General features: G+C 41.4%; 17 protein-coding genes. 16 read left to right on the top strand and 1 reads right to left on the bottom strand.

Annotation, left to right across the window (positions count from 1 at the left end; genetic code table 11):
• Positions 1-418 precede the first annotated feature (418 nt).
• The 6 genes from Q9R46_RS28260 to galU all read left to right on the top strand — a co-directional run bounded on the left by Q9R46_RS28260 (position 419) and on the right by galU (position 11,957).
• Positions 419-628: a hypothetical protein gene (locus tag Q9R46_RS28260; protein ID WP_090923015.1), complete on the top strand. Its 210-nt coding sequence runs from the start codon at positions 419-421 to the stop codon at positions 626-628.
• Positions 629-918: 290 nt separating this feature from the next.
• Complete coding sequence (locus Q9R46_RS28265; protein WP_311282584.1) at positions 919-2,088, top strand: S1C family serine protease; 1,170 nt, start codon at positions 919-921, stop codon at positions 2,086-2,088.
• Between the two features lie 42 nt (positions 2,089-2,130).
• On the top strand, positions 2,131-4,026 hold the full coding sequence (locus Q9R46_RS28270; protein WP_311282585.1) for a stalk domain-containing protein: 1,896 nt from the start codon (positions 2,131-2,133) through the stop codon (positions 4,024-4,026).
• A gap of 372 nt (positions 4,027-4,398) precedes the next feature.
• Complete coding sequence (locus tag Q9R46_RS28275) at positions 4,399-6,912, top strand: U32 family peptidase (protein WP_154984696.1); 2,514 nt, start codon at positions 4,399-4,401, stop codon at positions 6,910-6,912.
• 325 nt (positions 6,913-7,237) lie between these two features.
• Positions 7,238-10,948 (top strand): DEAD/DEAH box helicase, encoded by a 3,711-nt coding sequence (locus tag Q9R46_RS28280; protein WP_311282586.1) that lies wholly within the window; start codon positions 7,238-7,240, stop codon positions 10,946-10,948.
• A gap of 130 nt (positions 10,949-11,078) precedes the next feature.
• Positions 11,079-11,957, top strand: coding sequence for a UTP--glucose-1-phosphate uridylyltransferase GalU (gene galU / locus Q9R46_RS28285; protein WP_311282607.1), 879 nt, complete (start codon positions 11,079-11,081; stop codon positions 11,955-11,957).
• A 138-nt stretch (positions 11,958-12,095) separates the two neighbouring features.
• Here galU and Q9R46_RS28290 read toward each other — a convergent pair whose 3' ends face one another.
• Entirely contained in the window at positions 12,096-14,564 is a 2,469-nt protein-coding gene (locus tag Q9R46_RS28290; RefSeq protein ID WP_311282587.1) for an O-antigen ligase family protein, read from the bottom strand.
• A gap of 182 nt (positions 14,565-14,746) precedes the next feature.
• Between Q9R46_RS28290 and rfbA the strand changes: the two genes are divergently transcribed.
• From rfbA to Q9R46_RS28340, 10 genes are all read left to right on the top strand, one after another.
• Entirely contained in the window at positions 14,747-15,619 is an 873-nt protein-coding gene (gene rfbA / locus Q9R46_RS28295; protein WP_311282588.1) for a glucose-1-phosphate thymidylyltransferase RfbA, read from the top strand.
• Positions 15,620-15,643: 24 nt separating this feature from the next.
• A complete protein-coding gene (rfbC, locus tag Q9R46_RS28300; RefSeq protein WP_311282589.1) occupies positions 15,644-16,201 on the top strand; it encodes a dTDP-4-dehydrorhamnose 3,5-epimerase in 558 nt (185 codons plus the stop codon).
• Positions 16,202-16,269: 68 nt separating this feature from the next.
• Positions 16,270-17,298 (top strand): dTDP-glucose 4,6-dehydratase, encoded by a 1,029-nt coding sequence (gene rfbB / locus Q9R46_RS28305; RefSeq protein WP_311282608.1) that lies wholly within the window; start codon positions 16,270-16,272, stop codon positions 17,296-17,298.
• 37 nt (positions 17,299-17,335) lie between these two features.
• Positions 17,336-18,235: a dTDP-4-dehydrorhamnose reductase gene (rfbD, locus tag Q9R46_RS28310; RefSeq protein ID WP_311282590.1), complete on the top strand. Its 900-nt coding sequence runs from the start codon at positions 17,336-17,338 to the stop codon at positions 18,233-18,235.
• A complete protein-coding gene (locus tag Q9R46_RS28315; protein ID WP_311282591.1) occupies positions 18,213-18,986 on the top strand; it encodes an ABC transporter permease in 774 nt (257 codons plus the stop codon). Before rfbD ends, Q9R46_RS28315 begins: the two co-directional genes overlap by 23 nt.
• A 19-nt stretch (positions 18,987-19,005) precedes the next feature.
• The gene (locus tag Q9R46_RS28320; RefSeq protein WP_311282592.1) at positions 19,006-19,767 is read left to right on the top strand and encodes an ABC transporter ATP-binding protein; all 762 of its coding nucleotides are present in this window, start codon (positions 19,006-19,008) and stop codon (positions 19,765-19,767) included.
• Positions 19,764-20,618: an NAD-dependent epimerase/dehydratase family protein gene (locus Q9R46_RS28325; RefSeq protein WP_311282593.1), complete on the top strand. Its 855-nt coding sequence runs from the start codon at positions 19,764-19,766 to the stop codon at positions 20,616-20,618. The genes Q9R46_RS28320 and Q9R46_RS28325 overlap by 4 nt, the downstream gene beginning before the upstream one ends.
• A gap of 20 nt (positions 20,619-20,638) precedes the next feature.
• Positions 20,639-22,510, top strand: a complete 1,872-nt coding sequence (locus Q9R46_RS28330) for a rhamnan synthesis F family protein (protein ID WP_311282594.1) — start codon at positions 20,639-20,641, stop codon at positions 22,508-22,510.
• Between the two features lie 242 nt (positions 22,511-22,752).
• Positions 22,753-23,946, top strand: coding sequence for an MBOAT family O-acyltransferase (locus Q9R46_RS28335; protein WP_397386430.1), 1,194 nt, complete (start codon positions 22,753-22,755; stop codon positions 23,944-23,946).
• A gap of 13 nt (positions 23,947-23,959) precedes the next feature.
• Positions 23,960-25,537, top strand: a complete 1,578-nt coding sequence (locus tag Q9R46_RS28340) for an alginate O-acetyltransferase AlgX-related protein (RefSeq protein WP_311282596.1) — start codon at positions 23,960-23,962, stop codon at positions 25,535-25,537.
• The last annotated feature ends 170 nt before the right edge of the window (positions 25,538-25,707 follow it).

Consider the following 25,707-nt stretch of genomic DNA (forward strand, 5'->3'; position numbering starts at 1 on the left):
CCAGCAACGTTATTTCATCGAGAAAGCGAGAGATAGACTGTTTTTTGACGATTTCGAGTGAAATAGCGCTTCTCATGATCGTTAGATTTTGAAACAGGTGATAATCGCCCAAATAAGCTTCCTGGTGATCGTTAGAGCTGGGCGGCTACGATGCTGCCTGGCTTTGGCATCTACCCGGGCTCTTTTTACAATTTGTCTGTTACCCGTACCTGTCATCCATTAGCTGTTAATAAGAATGTTCAATGAAAGTGTTTACATATTAGACGGGGTAAGCTTTTGCGAGCAAATCGGTCAATCTGGATTTTTTTCATTTTTCTGGATGATAGGGCTTGCATTACTAACAGGGTACAGATAACATAGAGGAAGAGTTTAGGGTATGTGTTGGTTGTTCAACTATGGTGAGGAGGTCTGTCTATCCATGCTGCTTGCAGAGGCTGCCACAGCGAGTACATCGAATTTTAATGCATTTGATATTTTTGTGATCTTGTTTACGATCCTGATTTTTATCGGATTGGTTCGGCTCCTTCGGGCACCGAAGAAAAATTTGTTTGCTATCGGGTTTACAGTTGTCAGTCTGCTGGTATTTTTGATGACAGACTACGCGATGATCACAGGTTGGTTTGGTTAATAGCAATACTAAGATGCACAGAAATACGACCACGCAATAGCAATTTCGAACACTTTCCATGATGAATATGGGAGGTGTTTTTTCATGTCTGTATTCTCCGAAGTGAGGAATTTGAGAGAGTCTTATTATGTCGAAAAATAGCGAAAATTAAAACGATTGTATAGCCATAATTTGTATGATACATTGAAGGATACCGATATTGCAGATGAGAGAGAAGATAGATTCGGCCAGGAATCGGCTGTCCAGTCGCGCAAGAAGGATGTATAGAGTAGAGAGGGTCAGGTGAAATCATGAAAAGGTTAGTAAAACGGGCAACAGCCATAATGATGGTTGTTGTGCTCTCCATTGGTGTGATGACGGCGACGGCTGGTGCAGCGACAACCAAGACAGGCATACAAGCCAAGGTGATCGACGGCCAGGTGTATGTGAATACGAAAGATTTGGTCAAGATGTTCGGAGGTAGCGGACAATACGATGCCAAATCAGGCACATACACGTATAAGGGAAGCGAAGCCATTCCCAAAGTGATTGAGAAGGTATCTCCGTCTGTGGTTGGGATTATAGGTAAAACGACGGAAAACCAGAACGGATCGGCAAACGATCGTTATAATCTGGCACATGGCACAGGCGTTATCATTCGCGCTAATGGATGGATTGTGACGAACGCGCACGTGGTTGATCAGTTGGTCGATCCGGTCGTTGTCACGACGGATGGAAATACATATAACATTACAGAATCGTTCAGTGATCCGTTAAGTGATCTTGCGCTGATTAAAATTAACGCCAAAGCACTCAAACCTGCGGTCTTTGCTAAAGCTTCGCAAGCGGTTGTGGGCGAAACGGTGATTGCGATCGGTACGCCAATCTCCTTTTCATTGCGCAACTCAGCTACGGTTGGCGTGATCAGCGGTCTGAACCGTGGCGTGGAAGCGTCCTATCGCTTAATTCAAACAGACACGGCGATTAACCCCGGGAACAGCGGAGGGCCGCTTGTGAACTTGAAGGGAGAAGTCGTCGGTATTAACTCCATGAAATTCTCTGCAGTGGGGATCGAGAGCATGGGTTTCTCTATTCCTGTAGACACTGTGAATTTTGTCATCAATCAATTTTTTAAATATGGAACGATCAAACGGGCAAGTCTCGGATTACAGCTTGAAGAGAGTTGGTCGGCCATTGTAGGTCTGCCTGCGGAAGATCCATTGACGGTTACGAGCGTACTGAGTCCGGAAGCGAAGAAAGCCAAGATCAAGGAAGGGGATGCCATCTACAGCGTTGCGGGCAAACGAGTATCTTCGGTAGTCGATATCAATGAGCTACTCAAAGCCTACTTACCTGGACAAAAGGTAAAGTTGCTGGTGCAAACGGACGGAGACATCGTTACCCGCACATTGACACTTGTGGATCGAGCTTCTCTTGAGGAGCAGTCCGATGATTCGCTTTTAACGGATGAAGAACAATAAGCCCGGCAAGCAACCCGAATTGAGAGAGGACGAATGAACGGAATGAAGAAGTCATGGTTACGCGTGCTGAGCACGGGTGTATTAGCAGGGATGTTGCTGGCAAGCACAGCTCTGCCAGTATGGGCAGCTGATGATTTGATCACCAATGAGCTGCGTGTCAAAGCAGGAAGTACAAGTGCTTTTATGAATGGCAAGAAACAAAACATCACGAAACCCCTCACGATTAAAGGCGTGACATTGGTGCCTGTCGGCGTATTCAAAAAAGCCTTTGGCAGTGAAGTGCGGCTGGAGAAAAATGATGTCATCAAAATCAAGGAAGGTCCACACGTTGTGGTCTTGAGAATAGACAGTTCCATCGCATGGATTGACGGTGCCAAAGTGGAGATGGGGACTGCCCCCAAAATGGTGAATGGTGTGTTAATGGTTCCTCTTCGCCCGGTTGCGGCAGGAATCGGTGCAACGATTGCGCCGAACAGTTCGGGAGAGATCGTCATTCGTTTGCTTCAAACGGGTGAGGGTGTGGATGAGGACGGCATCGACCTGGACAAAGGGAAAACGAGAATTGGCAACAGCTATTATGGCTGGTCGATTCATTATCCAGCTGATCTTCTGGTGTTGCAAACGAATGAACAGGAACGCATGATGACCTTTGGCGCTACGGATGAAAGTTATTTTCTCGAAGTGTATGTGAGTGACCAGAATGTGGTGCTGGATGCGGATGACTTGCTAACACAACTCGTGCAGGTGGCCAAACAGGCAGGAGATACGGTACTGGACCGTGAAGCGGTATCTAAAGGGAACAATCCTTATGCAAGAGTTGTCGTCAAAGATGCGGATGGCGTGTTGTGGGAGTTACGCCAGTACATTCATGACGGTCGTCAATATGATGTCTATTTGGCGGATTATGAGGCGATTAATTATAAAGATCTGGGCAAACATGCTTCATTGCTCAACTCTTTTGAACCAAGCTATTCGCAGTCAGATCGAACCATTAAGGATCTTTCCACGGTGGAGGACGACATGCGTGCGGCATGGAATGATGATTACGGAATTGAATTAAAGGTTCCAGCGGGCTGGTCCATGGACAATAATAATATGGTTTATAAAGATAAAGACGGTGCTTATTTGCAACTTCGAGTGACTTCAGCCAAGTCCGGTGCAACGGTGAAGGACTGGAGTGATCAGCTCGAGAAGTGGATGCGTGAAACCTTTACAGCCGAGAGTTATCAGCAAATTGGTTCATTTAAAACGGAAATCTCTGGCGAAACTGCCGAGGTGAATGAATTCCGTTATAACTTCGGGTCAGGATGGCAGACGGAATATGATGTGCTTTTGCAGAAGAACGGGTATCGTTACTACGCGGAGTATACGTTCCCTGAAGGACAGGCCGCAGACCGAGCATGGTTTGAACGAATTATGAAGAGTGTAGAGATTGATTTTGACACGGTAAAAGATAATTTCGGTCAGCTGGATGAAGATCCATATCTGACAGATAAAATGAAAACGATCACGCGTACGTCCAAAAACTATCATTACAGCGTGGATATTCCGCGCTACTGGACGCCGTATAGTGATCGGTTTGAAAGCTCACCAGTCGTTTATACCTTCACGGGTGGCAGCTTCTCCATTGCAGCTACAGAGGACAAGTCGATTGAGATGACGGTTAGTCAGCTGAGAGAGGCCTATGCAGAGGCAGCCAAAACGCGCAAAAGCTTTAATCTGATCCGTAGCGAGCAACTGACCTTTGCAGGTGTACCGGCATTCTCCTTCACGTACCATGAAGTGGATAAGGGTGTGCCGTATACAGGTCGTCAGATTGTGTTTGAAAAGGATGGAATCACGTATACGATCACGAGTGGTCTGAACGATGCGAACCGTACGCAAGTGCAAGCGGCCATGCTGGAAAAAGCAGTGAACTCATTTACTTTTATTAAATAAGAATATAGATGTGTAGCAATTGCCGGAGGGGTAAAGAACCTTCCGGTTTTTTCTTTAGCTGTGACTTCACAATGAATGGCATAAGGTGTAAATATGTTGAGAATGAGTGGAATCTCTATGGAAAAATGATGAAAATGACAAACGGTTTTTTCAGGAAACCGTAGAAGAGTCGGTGCAGAAGTGGTACACTATACTAGTTCAGGAGTTATTACTGCTGATTTGAGAAATAGAGAGACTGTAGGCCTGGATTTCAGGCAATACAGACATAATGTATAGATATAGTGATACTTGACGTTGACAGCAATGCAGGCGTACCGAAATACAGGTACCAAGGGAAGAACACTGGCTGAGGCCGGTATGGGGAGGATCTACATGAAAACAGCAACAATACGAAGAGAAGACGTTGAGCTTCTGGCACCTGCTGGGGACTGGGATTGCATGCGTTCGGCGGTAGCCAACGGGGCGGATGCGATTTTCTTCGGGGTCGAAAAATTCAATGCACGGGCACGAGCGAACAATTTCCGTATGGACGAGCTACCGGAGATTATGGCGTTTTTGCACAGTTACGGGGTAAAAGGGTTCCTGACCTTTAATATATTGATCTTTGAAAATGAGTTGAAAGATGCCAAAGAACTCATCGATGCCTGCGTAGATGCGGGTGTGGATGCTGTGATCGTACAGGATCTGGGTCTGGTCAAAATGATTCGTGAGATTTCGCCGGACTTTCCGATTCACGGTTCCACGCAGATGACGATTACGTCGCCTGAAGCGGTAGAGTTTACGAAGCCGTTTGACATGGAACGTGTCGTACTTGGACGGGAAAACAATCTGAAACAGATTCAAAAGATTGGTGATCAAGCGAAACTTCCGATGGAAGTATTCGTGCATGGTGCACTCTGCGTGTCCTATTCGGGTCAGTGTCTGACTTCCGAAATGTGGGGCGGACGCTCCGCGAACCGTGGAGAATGTGCGCAGGCGTGCCGTCTGCCGTACGATCTGATGGTGGATGGTGTTCACCAGCCGATGGGGGATGTGGCATATCTGTTGTCTCCCAAAGACCTGGCAGCCATTGATATCATGCCGGAATTGATTGAAGCAGGCGTAACGTCTTTCAAAATCGAAGGTCGACTTAAAACGCCAGAGTACGTAGCGAACGTAGTTAGTAAATATCGTAAAGCCATTGACCGTTATTTTGACGGTGACAATACACGGACAAGCAAGGAAGAAATCCGTGAGCTGCAACAGAGCTTCTCGCGTGGATTCACACATGGTTTCCTGGACGGCACGAACAACAAACAGCTGGTAGACGGGACGTTCCCGAAAAGCCGTGGCGTTTACCTGGGTCGTGTAGATCAAGTGCTGCGTGATGGTGTTGTGCTGAAACTGGATGCACCCGTGAAGCGCGGAGACGGTATTGTATTTGACGCTGGTGATCCAACGAAAAAAGAAGAAGGCGGACGTGTATATGATGTACGCCGCAAAGGTGTGAAGATCGAAGGCGAAGCCGGCGAAGGCTGGATCGTGGACATCGTGCCAGGCCGTAGCGATGTAGACTTGCGCCGCGTAAAAGTCGGCGATAAGGTATGGAAAACGAATGACCCTGCGCTCGACAAACGTCTGCGTCAAAGCTTTGAAACCGACAAACCGTACCGTGTCTTCCCGGTCAAAGTGAAAGTCATCGGCAGCCCGGGCCAACCGCTCAGCACGTGGTGGACCGACGTGCAGAAGGGAACGACCGTGCGCGTGGATTCGGAGATGGAACTGGACATTGCCCAGAAACGTCCGATGACCCATGAATTGCTCGAGGAGCAATTCGGACGTCTCGGCGGCACCGTGTTCCAGCTTGAGGAACTGGACGTCAATCTGCACGGTGACGTCATTATCCCGATGCGCGAGTTGAACAATATTCGCCGTCAGGCGGTCGAACAACTCGCGGGCGAGCGCCCGAAACCGCCCGTCTACGTGAAACGGGCGGTGGACGTATACGGCGATGCGGTACAACCGGCATCGCCAGTAGCTCGCGGTCAAGCAGAGCTGACCGCGCTGTGCCGCAGCCTGCCACAAGTGGAGGCAGCGCTGGAAGCCGGCGTCGGCATGATCTACGCCGACTTCGAGTTCATCAAGCAGTTCCCGGCAGCGGTGGAAGCTGTACATGCCGCAGGCCGCAAAATCGCGCTGGCTACGCCGCGTATCCACATGCCTGGCGAGAACGGCTATCACAACAATATCCTGCGTTTGGAGCCGGATGCGGTACTGGTTCGTAACACAGGCGCACTGTACTTCTATCTGCGTCACCGTAGAATGAACCCGGACGCGAAGCATCCACAGCTGATCGGTGACTTCTCCTTGAACATCGCCAACCATAAGGCCGTGGAATTGTTCCTGGAAGCAGGTTGCGACTGGATCACCCCGTCATATGACCTGAACATTCAGCAGATGGTTGATCTGCTCGGCAACTCCCGTACAAGTCAGACCGAAGTGGTGATTCATCAGCATCTGCCGATGTTCCACACGGAGCACTGCGTGTACTGTACGTTTATGAGTGAAGGAACGGACTATACGAACTGCGGACGTCCTTGCGAAGAAAAACGGGCATCCTTGCAAGACCGAATCGGGATGTCTCATCCGGTACGTGTGGATGAAGGTTGCCGTAACACGGTATATAATGCCGTAGAACAGTCTGGTGCAGAGTATCTGACTAACTTTATGGACCTGGGAGTATCCCGCTACCGGGTAGAGTTCCTGGAAGAGACACCGGAGCAGGTGAAGGAAGTTATTGACCTGTACAACCGTGCACTGCGCGGCGAGATCAGCGGTACACAAGTATGGAAAACCCTGAAAGCAACGAACCAATTGGGCGTTACACGCGGTCAACTGGTGAAATAAACGGAACAACAAGCTATATAAGTTGAACTATTTTGTTACACAAAAACGGAGAGGACAGAAAAAAACCTGAAAAAGCGAAGCGTTCGCCTAAAAGCTTTCTGCAAGAAAGCTACATCGGAAGCCTACGCTTATCACCGGATTTTCCCTTTTGGGAAAGGGAATCAAAAAAATCTGGGGATAACAGTGATTGGAAGGTTATTCTGTCATCGAAGTGCACGTGTAAACAACTGTGTTTCAACTTAATGAGCAACCCCAATCTCTGCTTCACGGAGCTCTTGGGGTTTTTTCTATAAAAGAGGTAGCGGTAGCCAAGGAGGTGTGAAGCGTGGCTCCATTTACGATGATGGATATCAAATTGCTGTGCGGGGTCACGGCATTTAAACGCGGTGAAGAATATCAACAGTCTGGCAGAATTGGCAAGCTGGGTGTGAGTGAAGACGGACGTCATTATCAAGCTGTTGTTCGAGGGACAGAAGCCTACCAAGTGAAGGTGGATCTGGACGATGCGGGAGAGATTGAAGCCTATTGCAATTGCCCGGCGTACGGCAATTATTATGACTATTGTAAACATATCGCCGCTGTCCTGCTTGCTATTCATGAACGTGAGGATGCACAAGAACAAGAATTGTCGGGGGGCAGAGGAACGGCTTCGAAAGTAGGCACACTGGTTGAAGAAGAGACATGGGAGCGGCCTTATTCAACTTCAACGCCTTCTTCATCGACATCCGCACTATCAGGCGAGAACAGGGATGTCCCCTCTGAACCATCAGCGCTGTCCCATCGTGCGAGTATCGAATCTCCAATATCTACAGCACTAGGTCATCAATCGGAGCATCCGCATCAATCGCAGCAGCATAAGCCGCAGACGTTGTCCCCTTCCCCTTTTGCACAGGCAGGTCGTCCGAGTTCAGCCTCAGGCTGGGTTCGCTCTGCGGATAAACCGTCCTACCGTACGGCAGACCAGATTTTATCCATGTTTGCGAAGGATCGCAGATTGCCGCATGAACGAGAGACAAAATACATAGCACCGGTTACCCGCTCCATGCTGCGAGAAGAATTACAGGTACAGTTCATCTGTAAGCTGGTACATGTGCATAAAGGTGGAGCCAAGCTGGCACTCGAAATAAAAGTGGGCAACAAACGACTCTATGTCGTGCAGAAGGTTAAGCAGTTCCTGAACTGTATTGAAAAGGGAGAGCCCATGTCCTTCACCAAGCTGTTTCATTATGATCCCCTGCTACATGTGTTTCGGGCGGAAGATCAGGCTATCCTTTCCATGCTCATTCGTATGAGACAGAGTGAAGAGGCATACCGTGAGTCCATTTCGGGGTATCTGGGTGCTTCGGACGGTCGCGATATCCTGATCGCTCCCATTGTCTGGAAGCCACTGCTGGAGCTACTTATGCAAGCAGATAGCCGGATGGAGGGCACGGGACTGGCAAACGGTCCGTTAACCCTAAGCGAGGGAGCATTGCCTCTATTTTACCGGATCGCGGAGGGGGCGAATGAAGGGTATCAGCTGGAGGTGTCAGGACTGCGTGAGTTGATTCTGCTTCCGGCATATGATGCGGCAGTCGTCGAGGGGCAGTTCTATATGTTAGAACCGACGCAGATGAGAAGTCTGGAGGACCTGAACAGTGCGCTCACATCCTACGGCATTAAAGAAAGCATTGATATCTCGTCACAGCAGGTGGATGAGTTTGTGCAGCATGTTGTACCGGAGCTACGGACGCTCGGACATCTGTCGATTGATTCCCGTGTGCGCGAACAAATTGCCGAACCCGAGTTGTCACCGAAGCTGTACATCGACTTTTACCGGGAACGCATTACGGCACGTCTGGAATTCGATTATGGCGTCATGGTCATTAACCCGCTGGCAGAGTATTTGATTAACGAGGAAGAAAAGAAAGTCATCTTGATCCGTGACCGCTTCAAGGAACGCAATCTTATCGAGAGACTGGATCGTTCTTTTCTGGAGCGGGAGGGAAGTGTCTGGGCAAGCGAACGTGAGGACGCCATCTATGATGTGATGTATCACCTATTGCCCGAGCTTGAGAAGCTCGCCGATATCTATATGCCGAATGCTGTGAAAGCGATGATGCCAACGTATCCGGTATCGCCGAAGGTTCGCGCTGATCTGGGGAGAGGTCTGGACTGGCTGGAGATTTCCTTCGAGATGGAGGGAGTCGACGAGCAGGAGTTGCAAGAACTAATGCGTAGCATTGTGGAAAAGAAAGCTTTCTTCCGCCTGCGAAGCGGTGTCTTTCTGTCACTTGAAAATGACGGCGCGAGCAGCTTCGCTCACATGGCTGACGCGCTTGGACTGGAAGCAAAGGATATCCAGAGCAGCCATATCCGGTTGCCTGCTGTGAGAGCGTTGCAGCTTCCGGGCAGAGACGAGGTTTCGGGTCATGTGAAATGGGGAGGCTCGCTCAAACGTTTCCTCGATGATCTGCGCGATCCTGACCGGATGGACTTCACGTTACCTCAGACGCTGGCTCCCGTGTTGCGGGATTACCAGGCAAGCGGGTATCAGTGGCTTCGTACGCTCGCACATTACCGATTTGGCGGCATCCTGGCCGATGATATGGGACTGGGCAAAACGCTGCAAAGCATCGCCTACATCACGGCTTCGTTACGGGAGAAACCTGTGTATGAACAGAGACAAGAGGCAGGGTTGCCAGCTGATACAGACAACACCTTCTCTAATGATTGGATCATGAATGGGTCTCAGCAGGCTTACTTGGCCAATGCCACTGGAACGATAGATGATACATGGCACACCCCGCAACAAGACGGGCTGACCATTCGCACGCGAATGACACATCCGCCGGTATTGGTTGTTGCGCCTGCTTCATTAACTTACAACTGGGCGAATGAGTTTGCACGGTTTGCTCCGCATCTGAACGTCTTAATTGCCGCAGGGCAAAAAGATGAACGCGCCAGCATGTTGGCGGATATGGACAAGGCGGATGTCATCGTGACATCGTATCCGTTGCTACGACGTGATCTGGATACGTATTTGGGAAGAACCTTTCATACCCTGATTCTGGACGAGGCACAGGCGATCAAAAATGCATCGTCCCAGACGGCGCAAGCCGTCAAACAAATTCAGGCGCCGCGCCGTTTTGCTCTGACAGGTACACCCGTCGAGAACTCGCTGGATGAACTGTGGTCTATTTTTGAAGCCGTATTTCCAGGTCTGTTCCCGAGCTACAGAAGATTTCGTGACTTGCCGCCAGAGCGCATCTCGCGCATGGTACGTCCGTTCATTCTCCGTCGCTTGAAGAAAGATGTGCTGGAAGAACTGCCAGATCGGATTGAGACGGTACAACGCTCTGAGCTGACGGTGGAACAGAAAAAGCTGTATGCAGCTTACCTCTCTCAGCTTCAGGATGAGACCACTAAGGACATGGAAGACAACGGTTTCCAGAAAAACCGGATCAAAATTTTGGCCGGTATCACTCGCCTGCGTCAGTTATGTTGTCACCCGGCACTATTTGTGGACGGATATCAAGGGGATTCAGGCAAAATGGAGCAACTGCTGGAGACCGTGCAGGACTGTCTGGCCGCTGGCAAACGCATTCTGATCTTCTCCCAGTTTGCAAGCATGCTTAACCTCATTCGTCAGACTCTTTCGGCACAAGGCAACAGCTTGTTTTATCTGGATGGACAAACCCCTGCCCAAAGTCGTGTAGACATGTGCCGCAGGTTTAATGAGGGAGAAGCCGAACTCTTTCTGATCTCGCTCAAGGCTGGCGGAACCGGACTGAACCTGACGGGAGCCGATACCGTCATATTATATGATCTGTGGTGGAATCCAGCGGTGGAGGAACAGGCGATTGGACGAGCTCATCGGATGGGGCAGAAACAAGTGGTTCAGGTGATTCGTCTTGTGACGGAGGGCACGATTGAGGAGAAGATTTTGGAGTTACAACAGCGGAAAAAGGATTTGATTTCCGAGGTCATTGAACCAGGCGATGGAGGATCAACGACATTATCCGAGCAGGATATTCGGGAGTTGTTAATGGTGTAGAGGAAACTCGATTTTTATACAACTGATTGTTAATAAATTGTGGTAATGTATAGAGAAATGCACCGCTTTTACCAACTCATTCATCGTGTTATCCCTATACTATCTTGATCCAGCCAAAGGAGTGTTTCCTATACGTATCCGCAAAGCGATTATTCCAGCCGCCGGACTGGGAACCCGGTTCCTGCCTGCCACCAAGGCCATGCCGAAAGAAATGCTGCCCATTGTGGACAAGCCAACCATTCAATACATTATTGAGGAAGCTGTTGCCTCCGGAATTGAAGATATTATTATCGTGACAGGGAAAGGGAAACGGGCGATCGAGGACCACTTTGATTATTCCTTTGAACTTGAACAGAATCTCGCAGACAAACAGAAGTGGGATCTGCTGAACGAGGTTCGTAAACCTTCCGAGATGGCTGATATCCATTATATCCGGCAAAAGGAACCGAAAGGACTTGGTCACGCGATCTGGTGTGCTCGCAAGTTTATTGGCAATGAACCGTATGCCGTCCTGCTCGGGGACGACATTGTTGAAGCGGATCGCCCATGCTTGCAGCAGATGATTGAAGTCTACGACGAACTGCAGTCTCCGATTGTCGGCGTGCAACCTGTCGATTGGAGTGAAGTATCCCGTTACGGTATTATCGATGGAGAGTTGCTAACTCGTACGGATGAACGTGTCTTCAGAGCGCGACGTTTGATTGAAAAGCCGAAAACGGAAGATTCCCCTTCGAATCTGGCAATTATGGGCCGTTATATTCTTACTCCCGACATTTTCGAAATCTTGGGCAGGCAGTCTGCCGGTGTAGGCGGAGAGATTCAGTTGACCGATGCTTTATCCCGTCTGAATGAGCAAAGACAGATTCTCGCGTATCATTTTGATGGCTTGCGCCATGATGTGGGTGAGAAACTGGGTTTTATTGAAACGTCCATCCATTATGCGCTACAGCGTCCTGAACTGCGGGAGGATTTGCTGAAGTATTTGAAAGATATCGTGGTATCAGACTGATTAACGAATTTATTCATTACTTAAGTTATCAATCCACTATTTCTTTGGAGCGTTTCTACTATGGACAAGACGAAAAAAGGTTTGCCTTATAAGGCAAACCTTTTTTATATAACACCATAACAACAAGTGTGGATGATTCTAATTAAAAGTTAATTCAGCAATTCGTTTAATTTGGTCTGCTTCACTAGAGGAGATGGCAATCAGTTTATTATATAGAGCCTCGTCTAATTTAAATTCTCGTTTGAGCGAAGCGAGGTACCAACGAGCAATTTCACGATTTGTCGCATCCGTCAGATCTTCCGCAATTCCCGTTTGAAGTACAGCGGTAGCTCCTGGAAGGTCGTTGGACATATACTTCATTTTCCCAGCATTAAGAATCATGGTTGGGGTGACTTGGAATGGCTGACCTTGAAGCTGTCCTTTAGGAAGCGTTTTAAGGTGCTCCACTCCATCGACTACATGTTGATATGCCTCAATTCCAGAAGTGAAATAGGCATTCTTTTTTGTGGTATCCCCTTGTCCAAGTGCCTGATACCCCAGATCGAATGAACGGCTGATCAATTGCTCGTACCAGTCCATATCCCAAATATAGTTGTTTGCATATTCTTTTCGTAGTGCATATGCTTGGTCATTTTCGCCTTTCAGTTCATATATGCCAATGAGTTGTTTTACCATACCTTTATTATATGGTTCTGCTTCGAGGCCGCGTTGCAGCAGTTGTACGGCTTCCGTGTAGAATTGCTCATCTTTCGTTTGCGTGTAGCCTTGTTGGTAAAGTGACGCCAGAAGCATTAATGAATCCGGATGTGTGCTACGGATGGACAAATCCTTGTCCAGTGGAGCTTTGATTTGCCGGAAATCTTGACTGCTCCTTGCGAGCTCATTACCTTCAATCGCATAATGATTAGCTTGTAGGAATCGAACAGAAACGATGAGAAGCACAATGATCGCTATTCCTGCAATTATACTATACACTCCGCGTGCCGCAGCTTCGCCCATTTTTAAACGACGAGTGGGTTGAGGCTCAATCGCGGCACTCATACCTCCAAGACCAAGGAATACCAGCATTCCAATAAAGACATAACTCATGTTGAAATCAAGAAGACTGAGCACGAGGATGGACATGGAAAGAATAAAGTACATGAAATGTGATTCGCGATCCTCTTCATTCCGTCTGATATACGAGCGTACATATTGATAGAAAACATATAGTATAAACGCCATAAATACTAGAAATCCAACAAGGCCAACCTCAACAAGATATTGCATGAAAAAGTTATGTGCCTGGGCACTGACATAAGGATTGTTCTGATACTTTTCATACAATGCAGTCCATGCTCCGCCACCTGCCCCGATTACAGGATAATCAGCAAATAGTTTCGTGGCATCTTTGTAGAATGTGATACGCTCAAGCACACTGTGTTGCTGGAAGTTGATATTCTCAAGTCGTGTGCTAATACTGTCCGGCAAAATGTTACGCAAGCCCGTACCGAGCAAAAGCACAGCAATCACAACGGTTAGAACTACAGAACCTAGCGGAATCCATACACTGGATGCTTTGCGAGCTGACCAAGATTGAAGCTTGGCTTCCAGCATAGGGGCTACAAAACGCTGAATCGCCCAACACAACAACGCAACAACAAGCGAGGCTCCAATAAGGATCGCCCAGCTCTTGGCTGCAAGAGAACCTGTGAATTGCTTTTGAAGTTCAATTCCAGCAGTGTTAATCGGGTTTAAAACCAATAGAGTGCCAATCGCCGATACGGCACAATAGATAAACCATAGAATTTGTTTGGTTGGTTTAAGCAAGAACAATAGGATAACAAATACGATTGGCAACATGACAAGTCCTGTACGCGAGAGCGTCAGAAGCAATGACAGGATAATGGGGACAAGCATGAAGCCATGCAACAGTTGTGTGAATATTCTTTTGGAACGAATCATGCTGAAGATGGAAATGAAAAGGAATGCCATTAGAAATGCTGCGTATGTATTGGGATACTGAAACACGGACGCAAGCCGGGCACCATTGGAATCATTCCAAATCGCCTGGTTGTATACACCATTGATTACGCCTGCGGAAAACCATCCAACTAACTTACCTGCAAAACTAAAGGCTCCTAGCCAGTTTAACAAACCAAATCCGACAATAACATATGCAATTCCTATTAAGGAAGATTGTATGATATGATTGATTTTGTTGTTTTGAAGCAGGTACATCGTCATCACAAAAATCATGGCATAAATACATTGGATGAGAATCATATTATTCGCCAAGTATTCTGATGCTGCATTAATGAGTGATAATACATAGGTAAGAGGAAGTAAGATAACGGCTACTTTTAGCCAATCTTGCTGTGTGTCTAACTTCATCTGCTTAAAGTAGATTGCCACCCATAATATAAATAGGAGGGTCGTAATGGCAACAGCCCAATAAATGGGTGCCTCAAACTGCAGCAATTGACCATTAAACAGCGCAACTTGGAACGCGGACCAGAGTAAAAATAAGATAAGTCCTATGGACAATGACCATAGGAGAATCGATGCCGAATTGGCTGTAACTTTACTCGACGTTTTCATTTGTTTTCCGTATACTGGATTCGACAAGGTTTGAGTCTCCTTTTCTTGTAGATACGACATTATTTTAGCATATACTGAATAGGATATACTATTGTATATACAACGAATCATTGAAAAATCGTATAAGAAATATTTTAACGATTTCATTAGCTCACTATTAAATTTGAATTATTATATTCTATAACAGAATCAAGAAGGGTAGGAAAAAAATGAAGGGGATTATTTTAGCAGGTGGTTCAGGAACCAGACTATATCCTATTACTAAAGCAATTTCTAAACAAATAATACCTGTGTATGACAAGCCTATGATTTATTATCCACTTTCAGTTCTAATGTTAGCTGGGATAAGAGAAATATTAATTATATCCACTCCTAGAGATGTAAAAGTATTTAAAGATTTGTTTGGAGATGGCTCTAATTTAGGATTAAGTTTAACCTACGCTGTTCAAGATCAGCCAAATGGGTTAGCAGAAGCCTTTATTATTGGAGAATCTTTCATTGGTAAGGAATCAGTTGCTCTGATACTTGGAGATAATATATTTTTTGGGCAAAGTTTTGGAAAAATTTTGACAGAAGCTTCTCGTATAAAAGAAGGAGCTTTAATATTTGGTTATTTTGTGAAAAATCCTGAATCTTATGGGGTTATTGAACATAACAATGAAGGGAAAGTTCTTTCAATTGAGGAAAAACCGGAAGAACCAAAATCTAATTATGCTGTACCTGGTCTATATTTCTATGATAATAGCGTGATTGAAATAGCGAAGAGTATCAAGCCATCAGCTCGTGGAGAGCTGGAAATAACGGAAGTAAACAATGTTTATCTTCAACGAGGGGAATTAAACGTAAAGTTACTTGGTAGAGGAATGGCATGGATGGATACCGGAACTCATGATGGTATGTTAGAAGCGAGTAACTATGTAGAGGCTATGCAGAAGCGTCAGGGATTATACATAGCCTGTATTGAAGAGATTGCTTATAAAATGGGATATATAACTAAAGAACAATTAGTTGGACTCGCACAACCGCTTTTAAAAACTGATTATGGTCAGTATCTAATGCATATTGCAGAAGGGCTTTACTAGACTATAAAAGTAGGGAGAAATCTTATGAGCAATTTTAATTTTATTCAAACACCAATTAAGGATTTAGTTATTATTGAGACGAAGGTATATGGTGATCATAGAGGTTATTTTATGGAAAGCTATAACCAAAAAGCATTTGAAGATGGTGGGCTTGATATGACTTTTGTACAAGATAATCAGTCCAAGTCCAAAAAAGGTGTATTGAGAGGGCTACACTTTCAAACAAAATTCCCTCAGGGAAAGTTAGTAAGAGTGCTCTCGGGTGAGGTTTACGATGTAGCTGTTGATTTAAGAAAGGCCTCTTCTACTTATAAAGAATGGTATGGTTTATTGCTATCCGGTGAGAACAGAAAGCAATTCTATATACCTGAGGGTTTTGCACATGGTTTCTTAGTGCTTTCAGACGAAGCAGAATTTGTTTATAAATGTACGAATCTTTATCATCCTGAGTTCGATGGCGGTATATTGTGGAATGATCCTGAGATTGGGGTGGATTGGCCATTACATGGGATTGATGAGGTACTACTCTCAGATAAAGACAAGAAGTTAAAGCTTTTGAGTGAGCAAAAATTGAATTTTTAAAACATCTTTATGACATGTATTATTAATTAGGAGGATTAGTTGAATTGGAAAAAAAATCTAATCAAGATATGCATGAACAGACAATTATAGTTACTGGTGGGGCTGGATTTATTGGTAGTAACTTTGTTATTTACATGTTGAACAAGTACCCCAATTATAAAATTATTAATCTTGATAGTCTTACCTATGCAGGTAATTTAGAAAATTTAAAAAGCATTGAGGAAAGTGCGAATCATTTCTTTATTAAAGGTGACATTTGTGATAGAGAATTAATTGATGAGATTTTCATGACCCATAAACCTAACTATCTTATCAACTTTGCTGCTGAATCTCATGTGGACAGAAGTATCAAAAATCCAGGTGTATTTTTGGATACAAATATAAAAGGTACTCAGGTTTTATTGGATATCAGTAAAAAATATTGGCTGGATTCACCATATCAAGGAGACTATAAATATTTACAGGTTTCTACTGATGAAGTCTACGGTTCATTAGGTGAAACGGGTTATTTTGAAGAGGAGACACCCCTGGCACCTAATAGTCCTTATTCTGCAAGTAAGGCTTCTGCTGATTTATTTGTTAGAGCTTATCATGAAACATTTGGCCTTAATGTTAACATCACACGTTGTTCAAATAACTATGGGCCTTTTCAGTTTCCAGAAAAGTTGATTCCTTTAATGATAACGAAAGTTCTTAACGGAGAAAAACTACCTGTATATGGTGATGGGTTAAATGTTAGAGACTGGTTATATGTTGAGGACCACTGTAAAGCAATAGATTTAGTTTTACAAAAAGGCCTAAGTGGAGAGGTGTATAATGTAGGTGGGCACAATGAAAAGACTAATATTGAAATAGTTGAATTGATACTGCAACAATTGGGGAAATCTGCTGATCAAATTCAATATGTAAGTGATAGACTAGGTCATGATCGCAGATATGCTATCGATGCTAGTAAAATAAAAAATGAGCTTGGATGGGAGCCAATTATTAAGTTTGAAGATGGTATAAAAACTACAATTGATTGGTATTTACAAAATGAAGAATGGTTAGATAACATATCAACCCAAAAATATCAGACTTATGGTTTTAAACAATAAACATAATAACTATGCTTAGAAACAGGAGATACAGTCGATGAAGATACTAGTTACTGGTACTGATGGACAATTAGGTTTTGATATGATTAGAACTCTCTTCAATAATAAGATTGAACATTGTGCGATTGGACGAAGTGAGTTAGATTTAAGAAATTTTGAGAAAACCAGAAATTATATTTGCTCTTATTTGCCTGATGTTATTGTTCATTGTGCCGCGTATACAAGTGTTGACAGGGCTGAAAATGAGAAAGAACTATGTCGAATGGTTAATGTTGATGTAACTGATAATATCTCCCAAATATGTAAAGAGATAGGTTCTTCTTTGGTTTATATTAGTACCGATTATGTTTTTGCTGGAGAAGGAACAAAACCATATGAGGTGGACTCTTTAACAGATCCTACAACCGTTTACGGCCAATCGAAGCTAGATGGTGAAAATAAAGTATTGAGTCATCTGGATAAATACTTTATTGTTAGAACCTCTTGGTCTTTTGGGATAAATGGGAATAATTTTATAAAAACTATGTTGAAACTGGGAACAGAAAATGAGTTTGTGAATGTCGTTGGAGATCAGATAGGTTCACCAACGTATACAAAGGATTTAGCAGAGGTAATTGTACAGCTCATCCAAACTAATAATTATGGTATATATCATATAACAAATGAGGGGTTTTGTAGTTGGGCTGATTTTGCTTCTTATGTTTTTGAATCTAGTAATATCAATACTAAGGTTAGATCAATTACTTCTGAAGAGTATTCTGCTATTGCACAGAGACCTTATAATTCGAGGCTGTCAAAGTCTAGTTTAGATGATGCAAAATTACCGAGATTACCTCATTGGAAAGATGCAGTAAATCGATATTTAAAAGAGTTGAATGCAAATATAAGCAAATCTAACGAAGGAACGATTGATAATGAAATATTTGGTGAATTTTGATCGTTACAAAGGACTTTTATGGGAGTTCGTTCTAAGAGATCTGAAAATAAAGTATAGAAAGTCAGTACTTGGTTACTTCTGGAGTTTGTTAAATCCTTTGTTAATGATGATTGTTCTAACTGCTGTATTTTCTAATTTTTTCAGATTTGATATACCCAACTTTCCAGTCTATTTGTTGACTGGACAGATTTTATTCAGCTTTTTTTCTGAAGCTACATCTACTTCAATGAATTCAATTATTAATTCGGGGTCTTTAATCAAGAAGGTATATATCCCAAAATATATTTTTCCAATATCAAGAGTGATATCTTCATTTATATCGCTATTATTCTCTTTACTTGCAATTATTATTGTTTTAGTTATTACTAAAGTGAAAATTTCAGCTATGATTCTTTTTTTTCCTATACCTTTACTCTATGTATTTTTATTCTCTCTAGGTATTGGTTTCATACTATCAGTTTTAGCTGTATTTTTTCGTGACATGCTTCATTTATACACAGTTATACTTTCTGCCTGGATGTATTTAACACCAATTTTTTATCCAATCTCTATTCTACCTGATTATGTAAAAACTATTATTCATGCAAACCCAATGTATTATTTCGTAAAAGCATTTCGTGATATAACATTATATAATCAATTTCCAGATGTTCAAACTAATGTAATGTGTATGTTGTTTTCGCTCGGTTCGTTTGTGATAGGGTTAGCGGTATTTTATAAATATCAGCATAAATTTGTGTTGTACGTATAAACATGGAGGGAATTTGAAAATGTCACAATTTGCAATTGAGGTTAAAGATGTCTCCATGGAGTTCAACCTTGAAAGAGAAAAAGTTACAAGTTTAAAAGAATATATTATAAATATGCTTAAGAAAAAAAATCTTGAATACGATAGCTTCTCTGCCTTGAATCAAGTCACATTTAGCATAGAAAAAGGGGATTCATTTGCTATTGTAGGAGGCAATGGCTCGGGTAAAAGTACGCTTTTAAAGATAATATCGGGGATCTTTAAACCGACCAATGGTAAAGTTGTCGTAAATGGTAGCATTGCACCACTAATTGAGCTAGGTACTGGCTTTGACATGGAATTAACAGCAAGAGAGAATATATTTTTAAATGGGGCAGTACTAGGTTATTCAAAGAAAATCATGACTCAGAAATTTGATGAGATAATAAGTTTCTCAGAGCTCGGTGACTTTGTAGATGTACCATTAAAAAATTACTCTTCAGGAATGATTGCAAGACTTGGATTTTCTATAGCAACAATTGTGACTCCGGATATTTTAATTGTGGATGAAATTCTCTCAGTCGGTGATCAATTCTTTCAGGAAAAATGTGAGAAGAGAATGAATGCAATGACTCAGAATGGAACTACTTTGGTTCTAGTTTCTCATTCTATAGAACAAGTTAGAAAAGTTTGTAGAACTGCAGTGTGGATTAATAAAGGCGAAGTCATGTGTTACGGTAATTCAGAGGATGTTTGTAATAGCTATGCGAATAGTCTCTATAATCTTGGGGGGGATAACAATTGACAGGGAAAACAGTTTTAGTTACTGGGGCTGGAGGATACATTGGAAGTTTCGTGGTGAGAGAATTGCTAGATTTGGGTTTAAATGTAAAAGCTATAGATCGAAATGTCTCAAGTATTGATTCTAGAGCTCAACAGATTGATTACAATATCTTCGATGGGAAGTCCAGTGTTTTTCAAGATTTAGGTAAGCCTGATGTGTTAATTCATCTAGCATGGAGGGATGGATTTGTTCATAACTCCCCTGCTCATTTAGAGAATTTAAATGCTCATTTTAATTTTCTGAAAAGTATGGTTGATGGAGGCCTGAAACATTTATTAGTAATGGGTACGATGCATGAAGTTGGCTACCATGAAGGAGAGATAGATGAGGAGACACCAACAAATCCGTATTCCATGTATGGTGTTTCGAAAAATGCCCTGCGTCAATCCTTAGAGATATATCTAAGAGATAAAGATACTGTGTTTCAATGGTTGCGAGCTTTCTATATTTTTGGGGACGATGTTAGAAGCAAGTCTATTTTTTCAAAATTAATTCAAGCTAATAAAGAGGGGAAAAAATCGTTCCCTTTCAACAGTGGACGCAATAAGTATGACTTTATTTTAGTAGAAAAACTAGCAAAACAAATTGCATTAACGTCGCTTCAAACGGAAGTCAGAGGAATTATAAATTGTTGTTCAGGGGAACCAGTTGCTTTGGGAGATGTGGTCGAGAAATTCATCCAAGATAACAATTTAAAAATAGAATTGAATTATGGTGTTTATCCCGACCGACCGTATGATTCACCAGCTATTTGGGGCAATAACGAAAAAATAAAAGCTATAGTAGAGAACTTTAATAGACAGTTTGTGTAAGGAAAGCCGAGGGGGAGCTAATGATTTTATCTAAGAATTCAAAAAGGTTAGGCATTTTCTTTTTTTATGATGAAGCAGGAATAGTTGACGATTACGTAACATATCTACTTAATGATATTAAAATTCACTTAAATCGTTTGATCATTGTTTGTAATGGGAAAATAACACCTGATGGACGTATGAAGCTTGAACTTCTTACCGAAGATCTCATCGTTCGTGAAAATAAAGGATATGATGTTTGGGCATACAAAGAGGGAATAGAGTATCTTGGTTGGGAACATATTTCTCAATACGATGAAATGATTTTATTCAACTCTACAATGTATGGACCATTAGAATCCTTTAATGATATGTTTCATGATATGGAAGGTGAGGATCTTGACTTTTGGGGAATAACCAAATTTCATGAAGTAACTTATGACCCATTTGGGACGATAAAATATGGATATATTCCCGAACATATTCAATCTCATTTTATAGCAGTAAGAAATAAAATGTTGACTAGTTCTGAGTTTCAAAAGTATTGGAATAACATGCGCCCAGTAAACTCATATATAGAGGCAATTGGATTTCATGAGGCTATTTTCACCAAAGAATTTAGTGATAAAGGATATACATGGAATACCTATGTTGATACTTCTGACTTGGAAGGATACACTTATCATCCTATTTTAATGATGCCTCTAGAGTTAATCAAAAATAGAAAATGTCCTATAATAAAGCGCAGAAGCTTTTTTCATGATTTATCCGATTTTCTAAACAATACAACTGGTGAACAAACAATGGAAGCTTACGAATACATTCAAGCTAACCTTCCTTACGATACCTCCATGATATGGGATAACATTCTGCGAACTAATAACCAAGCGGATATAAAAAATGCTATGAACCATAATTTTATTCTTTCCAGTAAATCTTCAAATGGGAATTCACACATAAGCAAAGTTGCTTTAGTGCTACATATTTATTTTGAAGATAAAATCAGTTATTGCTTAAATTATGCTAAATCAATGCCCCCAGAAACGGACGTTTATGTAACTACGGGAAGTGAGGCAAATAAGAAGTTGATCTTAGAGGAGTTTAAGACATTAAAATGTTCTAAGCTTGAAGTAATAGTTATTAAAAATAGGGGACGGGATGTTAGCTCTCTATTAGTAGGAGTTCGACAATATCTTATGAATTATGATTATGTTTGTTTTGCTCATGATAAAAAAACAAAACAATTACATCCCTACGTTAAAGGAGAGTCGTTCTCTTATAAATGCTTTGAAAATACGTTGAAGAACAGTCACTTTGTAAATAACATCATTGAGACGTTTAATGAAAATCCTCGACTGGGGATCCTATCTCCACCACCACCAAATCATGCAGATTTTTATTTCACAATTGGGAATGAGTGGAGCATAAATTTGGATAATACCAAAAAAATATCTGAAAAACTCAACCTAACAGTTGATATGGTAGGACACAAGGAGCCGATTTCTCCTCTGGGAACTATGTTTTGGTTTAGGCCTCAAGCGCTGAAGCCTCTATTAGAATACGAATGGAAATATGAAGATTTCCCAGAAGAACCAAACAATGTTGATGGAACGATGCTACATGCCATTGAACGGATTTATCCTTACATTTCTCAACAAGAGGGTTATTTTCCTGCTTGGGTGATGGCGGATACCTTTGCAAGAATTGAAACCACAAATTTATATTACATGTTGAGACAAATCAATAGGGCCTATTTCTCAAAATTTGGACCCACAGCCCACTATGAAATGGTTTCTAATATTAATAAAAGTGTGAAGGTGTCAAGAAAGTATCAAACTAAACAAATTTTGAAAAGATACTTACCACCTGTAGCTATTGATATGCTGAAAAAGTTTAAAAAACTTGTCAGATAAAGAAAGAGGTTTGCTTAATGGTATTTAGTTCAAACATATTTTTATTTTGCTTTTTACCTCTTATACTCTTGGGCTATTATCTAATTAGGGTCGAATATAGGAACTTGTTCTTACTTTTAAGTAGTTTATTGTTCTATGCTTGGGGGGAGCCCAAATTTGTTGCAATTATTATCATATCCATCCTAATTAACTATATTTTTGGATTTCTCATATTCTGGGCTCAGAATTCGAAAGTTGGAGTATTGAGTAAAGTTTTAATGTTGCTGGGAGTGGGGGCGAATTGCGCATTATTGTTTTACTTTAAGTATTTCGATTTTTTCATAACTAGTGTAAATTGGGCAGCTGGAACAGAGTTTCCTTTGAGAGAGATCATCTTACCAATCGGAATTTCCTTTTTCACTTTTCAGGGATTATCCTACATTATAGATGTTTACTTACAGAGAGTTTCAGTACAGAAAAATATTATAAATTTTGCTCTGTTTAAATCGTTATTTCCGCAGTTAATTGCTGGGCCTATCGTAAGATATGCTGATGTTCATGATCAAATTGAGAAGAGAGAAGTTACAGTAGACAGCTTCGCGTATGGTGTCAGACGCTTTGTTTTAGGTTTAGGGAAAAAACTTATAATCGCTAACACACTGGGGCAAGTGACAGATAACATATTTATGCTTCCAAATGATCAAATATCATTAAGTATTGCTTGGTTGGGAGCAATATGTTATGCATTTCAGATTTATTATGACTTCTCTGGATATTCAGATATGGCAATTGGTCTGGCACAAATGTTTGGATTTAAGTTCAAAGAGAACTTTAACTTTCCCTATATATCCAGAAGCATAACTGAGTTTTGGAGAAGGTGGCACATTTCTTTATCTTCCTGGTTTAGGGACTATTTATATATTCCTCTTGGTGGAAACAGAAAAGGAAATGTATATATTAATTTACTTGTTGTATTTATTGTAACTGGTTTATGGCATGGAGCTGCTTGGAATTTTGTAGTTTGGGGACTATGGCATGGAACGTTTATTATAATTGAGCGATTATTTAGAAATTTTAATCTGAATATTAAAATTCCAAACATTATATTTTGGCTATACTCTATGATTGTAGTCTTAGTAGGCTGGGTTCTTTTCCGTTCTCCAAGTTTAGAGTATGCAATAAATTATCTGAAAACTATGTTTGGGGTAGATAGATCAGATCATATTGGATTTACCGTATGGTATTTTGCAGATTCTATGGTTCTAACTACATTAGTGTTAGCATGTATTTGTACTATACCAATTACAAAGTATATAAGAGATAAAGTCGGAGATTATAATGCTCATAGTAGCTTAAGTTTACTAATTCAAAATATGTATGCTCTATTTGTATTAATAGTGTGTATGATGTTTCTTGCTACTTTAACTTATAATCCATTTATCTATTTCCGATTCTAAGGAGTTAATTTTAATGAAACAACGTTCTAGATTGGTTAATTTTTTCCTATTAACGATGTTTATGTTAATAATTTCTGTCCCCTTGTTAGCGGTAAATAAAACGTCAGGACTCGTTTCTACAGCAGAAAATAGAGTTTTGGCCCCTTTCCCTGATTTATCTATTAACGGAAAAATTAACACTCATTTTATTTCTCAATTCGAGAGCTGGTTCAATGATAATCTAGGATTAAGAGATAAATTGGTAATGGCAAATACAGCAGCTGAATATCAATTGTTCGAGAAGTTAACAAAGACAGATACTCTAGTAGGTAAGAATAATTGGCTTTATTACGTAACTCCGGAAATTATTAAGGATTATCAGAATTTAAACTTACCCTCAGATGGTCGTCTTGAAGAATGGAACACATCTCTAAATCGAGTGAATAAGTTTCTAGATAAAAAGAATATTCCTTTCATTGTTATGCTTAATATGGATAAGAAAACAATATATCCCGAATACTATCCAGAAAGTATTAAAAAAGTTGGAGATATTTCTAGAACTGAGATGATATCAAAGTATTTTAATGATAATGGAGAATTTAGTTTTTTTACTCCCAAAGAAGCTTTATTAAAAGCTAAAAAAAATGAAATAGTATATTCTCAAAATTATGATAACGCTCATTGGAACTATTATGGATCTTTTATTGGCTATATGGAGTTAATGAAACAAATAAGAAAGTTTATTCCTGAAATTGATTCACTTTCTTTAGAAGATTTCACAATAAGTCCATATCAAAGAGAATCTAAAGTATACAATACTGTTCCATTTTCAGAAAAAGATTATAACCTTATCTATAAAAAAGATAGAACAGCTGTTGAATCTGATTCAAACGAACTCCAACAATTGAATTTAATATACAGTGAAACTACACACGAGTATATTAATAAGAAAAAAGATTTACCTGTTGGATTGATCATCGGAGATAGTTATCTATATCAATATAATCTTCCCGATCTGGCTGAAAGTTTTTCTAAATTAGTGTTTGTTCATAACGAAAATGTGGATAAGATTGAGAGTCTAGTGAATATTGTTAGGCCTGATGTGGTTGTTTACGAAACGGTTGAGAGAACCTTTGAGCACTCTATGGATATCCTTAGTCAATCAGATGAGAAGTATGGAGATTATGAAGAATATAACAAATTCTCTGTGTTGCCGGTTAAATCCAATATTTCTGCTAATCCTAACGTATGGTTAGATTATTTTGATAACAAAATAGTATCGAGTCAGGATCAATTAGAAATTTTAGACAATGGTGAATTTGTTAATATTTCAGGTTGGGCTATTGATGTTAATAGTAATGAATCAGCAGGGAGGGTTTTTCTTAAAATCGGAGATCGAGTTATACCGGCCCAAAGTGGTATTAAAAGGGACTCAGTAGCATATACGTTAAATAACCCGAATTATTTAAATTCAGGATTCCTTGCTTCAGTTAACAAACATCAGTTAGAAATTGTTGGAAATTTTCAAGTGATAGTTATTTCCAAGGATTTATCATTTCAATATCCTCCAGTAAATTACAAAATTAAATTCGATCAAAATTTAAAAAAATGAATCGATTAAAGAACAATTCCTATTTTTTGGAATTGTTCTTTTTTTATTGATTTTTGAAACTTAAAATTTGAATTTGATAAATACTTCAAAACATCAATAAACAAGTAACCCTGAACTGATAAAGTTAGTTTGTACCTGTGCTTAGATTTTCTTTTGTTGGAATGTGGGGG

Source organism: Paenibacillus sp. RRE4 (genome assembly GCF_031844205.1).
GTDB lineage: Bacteria > Bacillota > Bacilli > Paenibacillales > Paenibacillaceae > Paenibacillus > Paenibacillus xylanexedens_B.

What these genes read in the sequence shown, in the direction of transcription:
- Q9R46_RS28265 (WP_311282584.1), top strand. Translation starts at nt 919, where the DNA reads ATGAAAAGGTTAGTAAAACGGGCAACAGCCATAATGATGGTTGTTGTG.
- Q9R46_RS28315 (WP_311282591.1), top strand. Translation starts at nt 18,213, where the DNA reads ATGAAATATTTGGTGAATTTTGATCGTTACAAAGGACTTTTATGGGAG.
- Q9R46_RS28340 (WP_311282596.1), top strand. Translation starts at nt 23,960, where the DNA reads ATGAAACAACGTTCTAGATTGGTTAATTTTTTCCTATTAACGATGTTT.
- Q9R46_RS28320 (WP_311282592.1), top strand. Translation starts at nt 19,006, where the DNA reads ATGTCACAATTTGCAATTGAGGTTAAAGATGTCTCCATGGAGTTCAAC.
- rfbC (WP_311282589.1), top strand. Translation starts at nt 15,644, where the DNA reads ATGAGCAATTTTAATTTTATTCAAACACCAATTAAGGATTTAGTTATT.
- rfbA (WP_311282588.1), top strand. Translation starts at nt 14,747, where the DNA reads ATGAAGGGGATTATTTTAGCAGGTGGTTCAGGAACCAGACTATATCCT.
- rfbD (WP_311282590.1), top strand. Translation starts at nt 17,336, where the DNA reads ATGAAGATACTAGTTACTGGTACTGATGGACAATTAGGTTTTGATATG.
- rfbB (WP_311282608.1), top strand. Translation starts at nt 16,270, where the DNA reads ATGCATGAACAGACAATTATAGTTACTGGTGGGGCTGGATTTATTGGT.
- Q9R46_RS28330 (WP_311282594.1), top strand. Translation starts at nt 20,639, where the DNA reads ATGATTTTATCTAAGAATTCAAAAAGGTTAGGCATTTTCTTTTTTTAT.
- Q9R46_RS28260 (WP_090923015.1), top strand. Translation starts at nt 419, where the DNA reads ATGCTGCTTGCAGAGGCTGCCACAGCGAGTACATCGAATTTTAATGCA.
- Q9R46_RS28270 (WP_311282585.1), top strand. Translation starts at nt 2,131, where the DNA reads ATGAAGAAGTCATGGTTACGCGTGCTGAGCACGGGTGTATTAGCAGGG.
- Q9R46_RS28275 (WP_154984696.1), top strand. Translation starts at nt 4,399, where the DNA reads ATGAAAACAGCAACAATACGAAGAGAAGACGTTGAGCTTCTGGCACCT.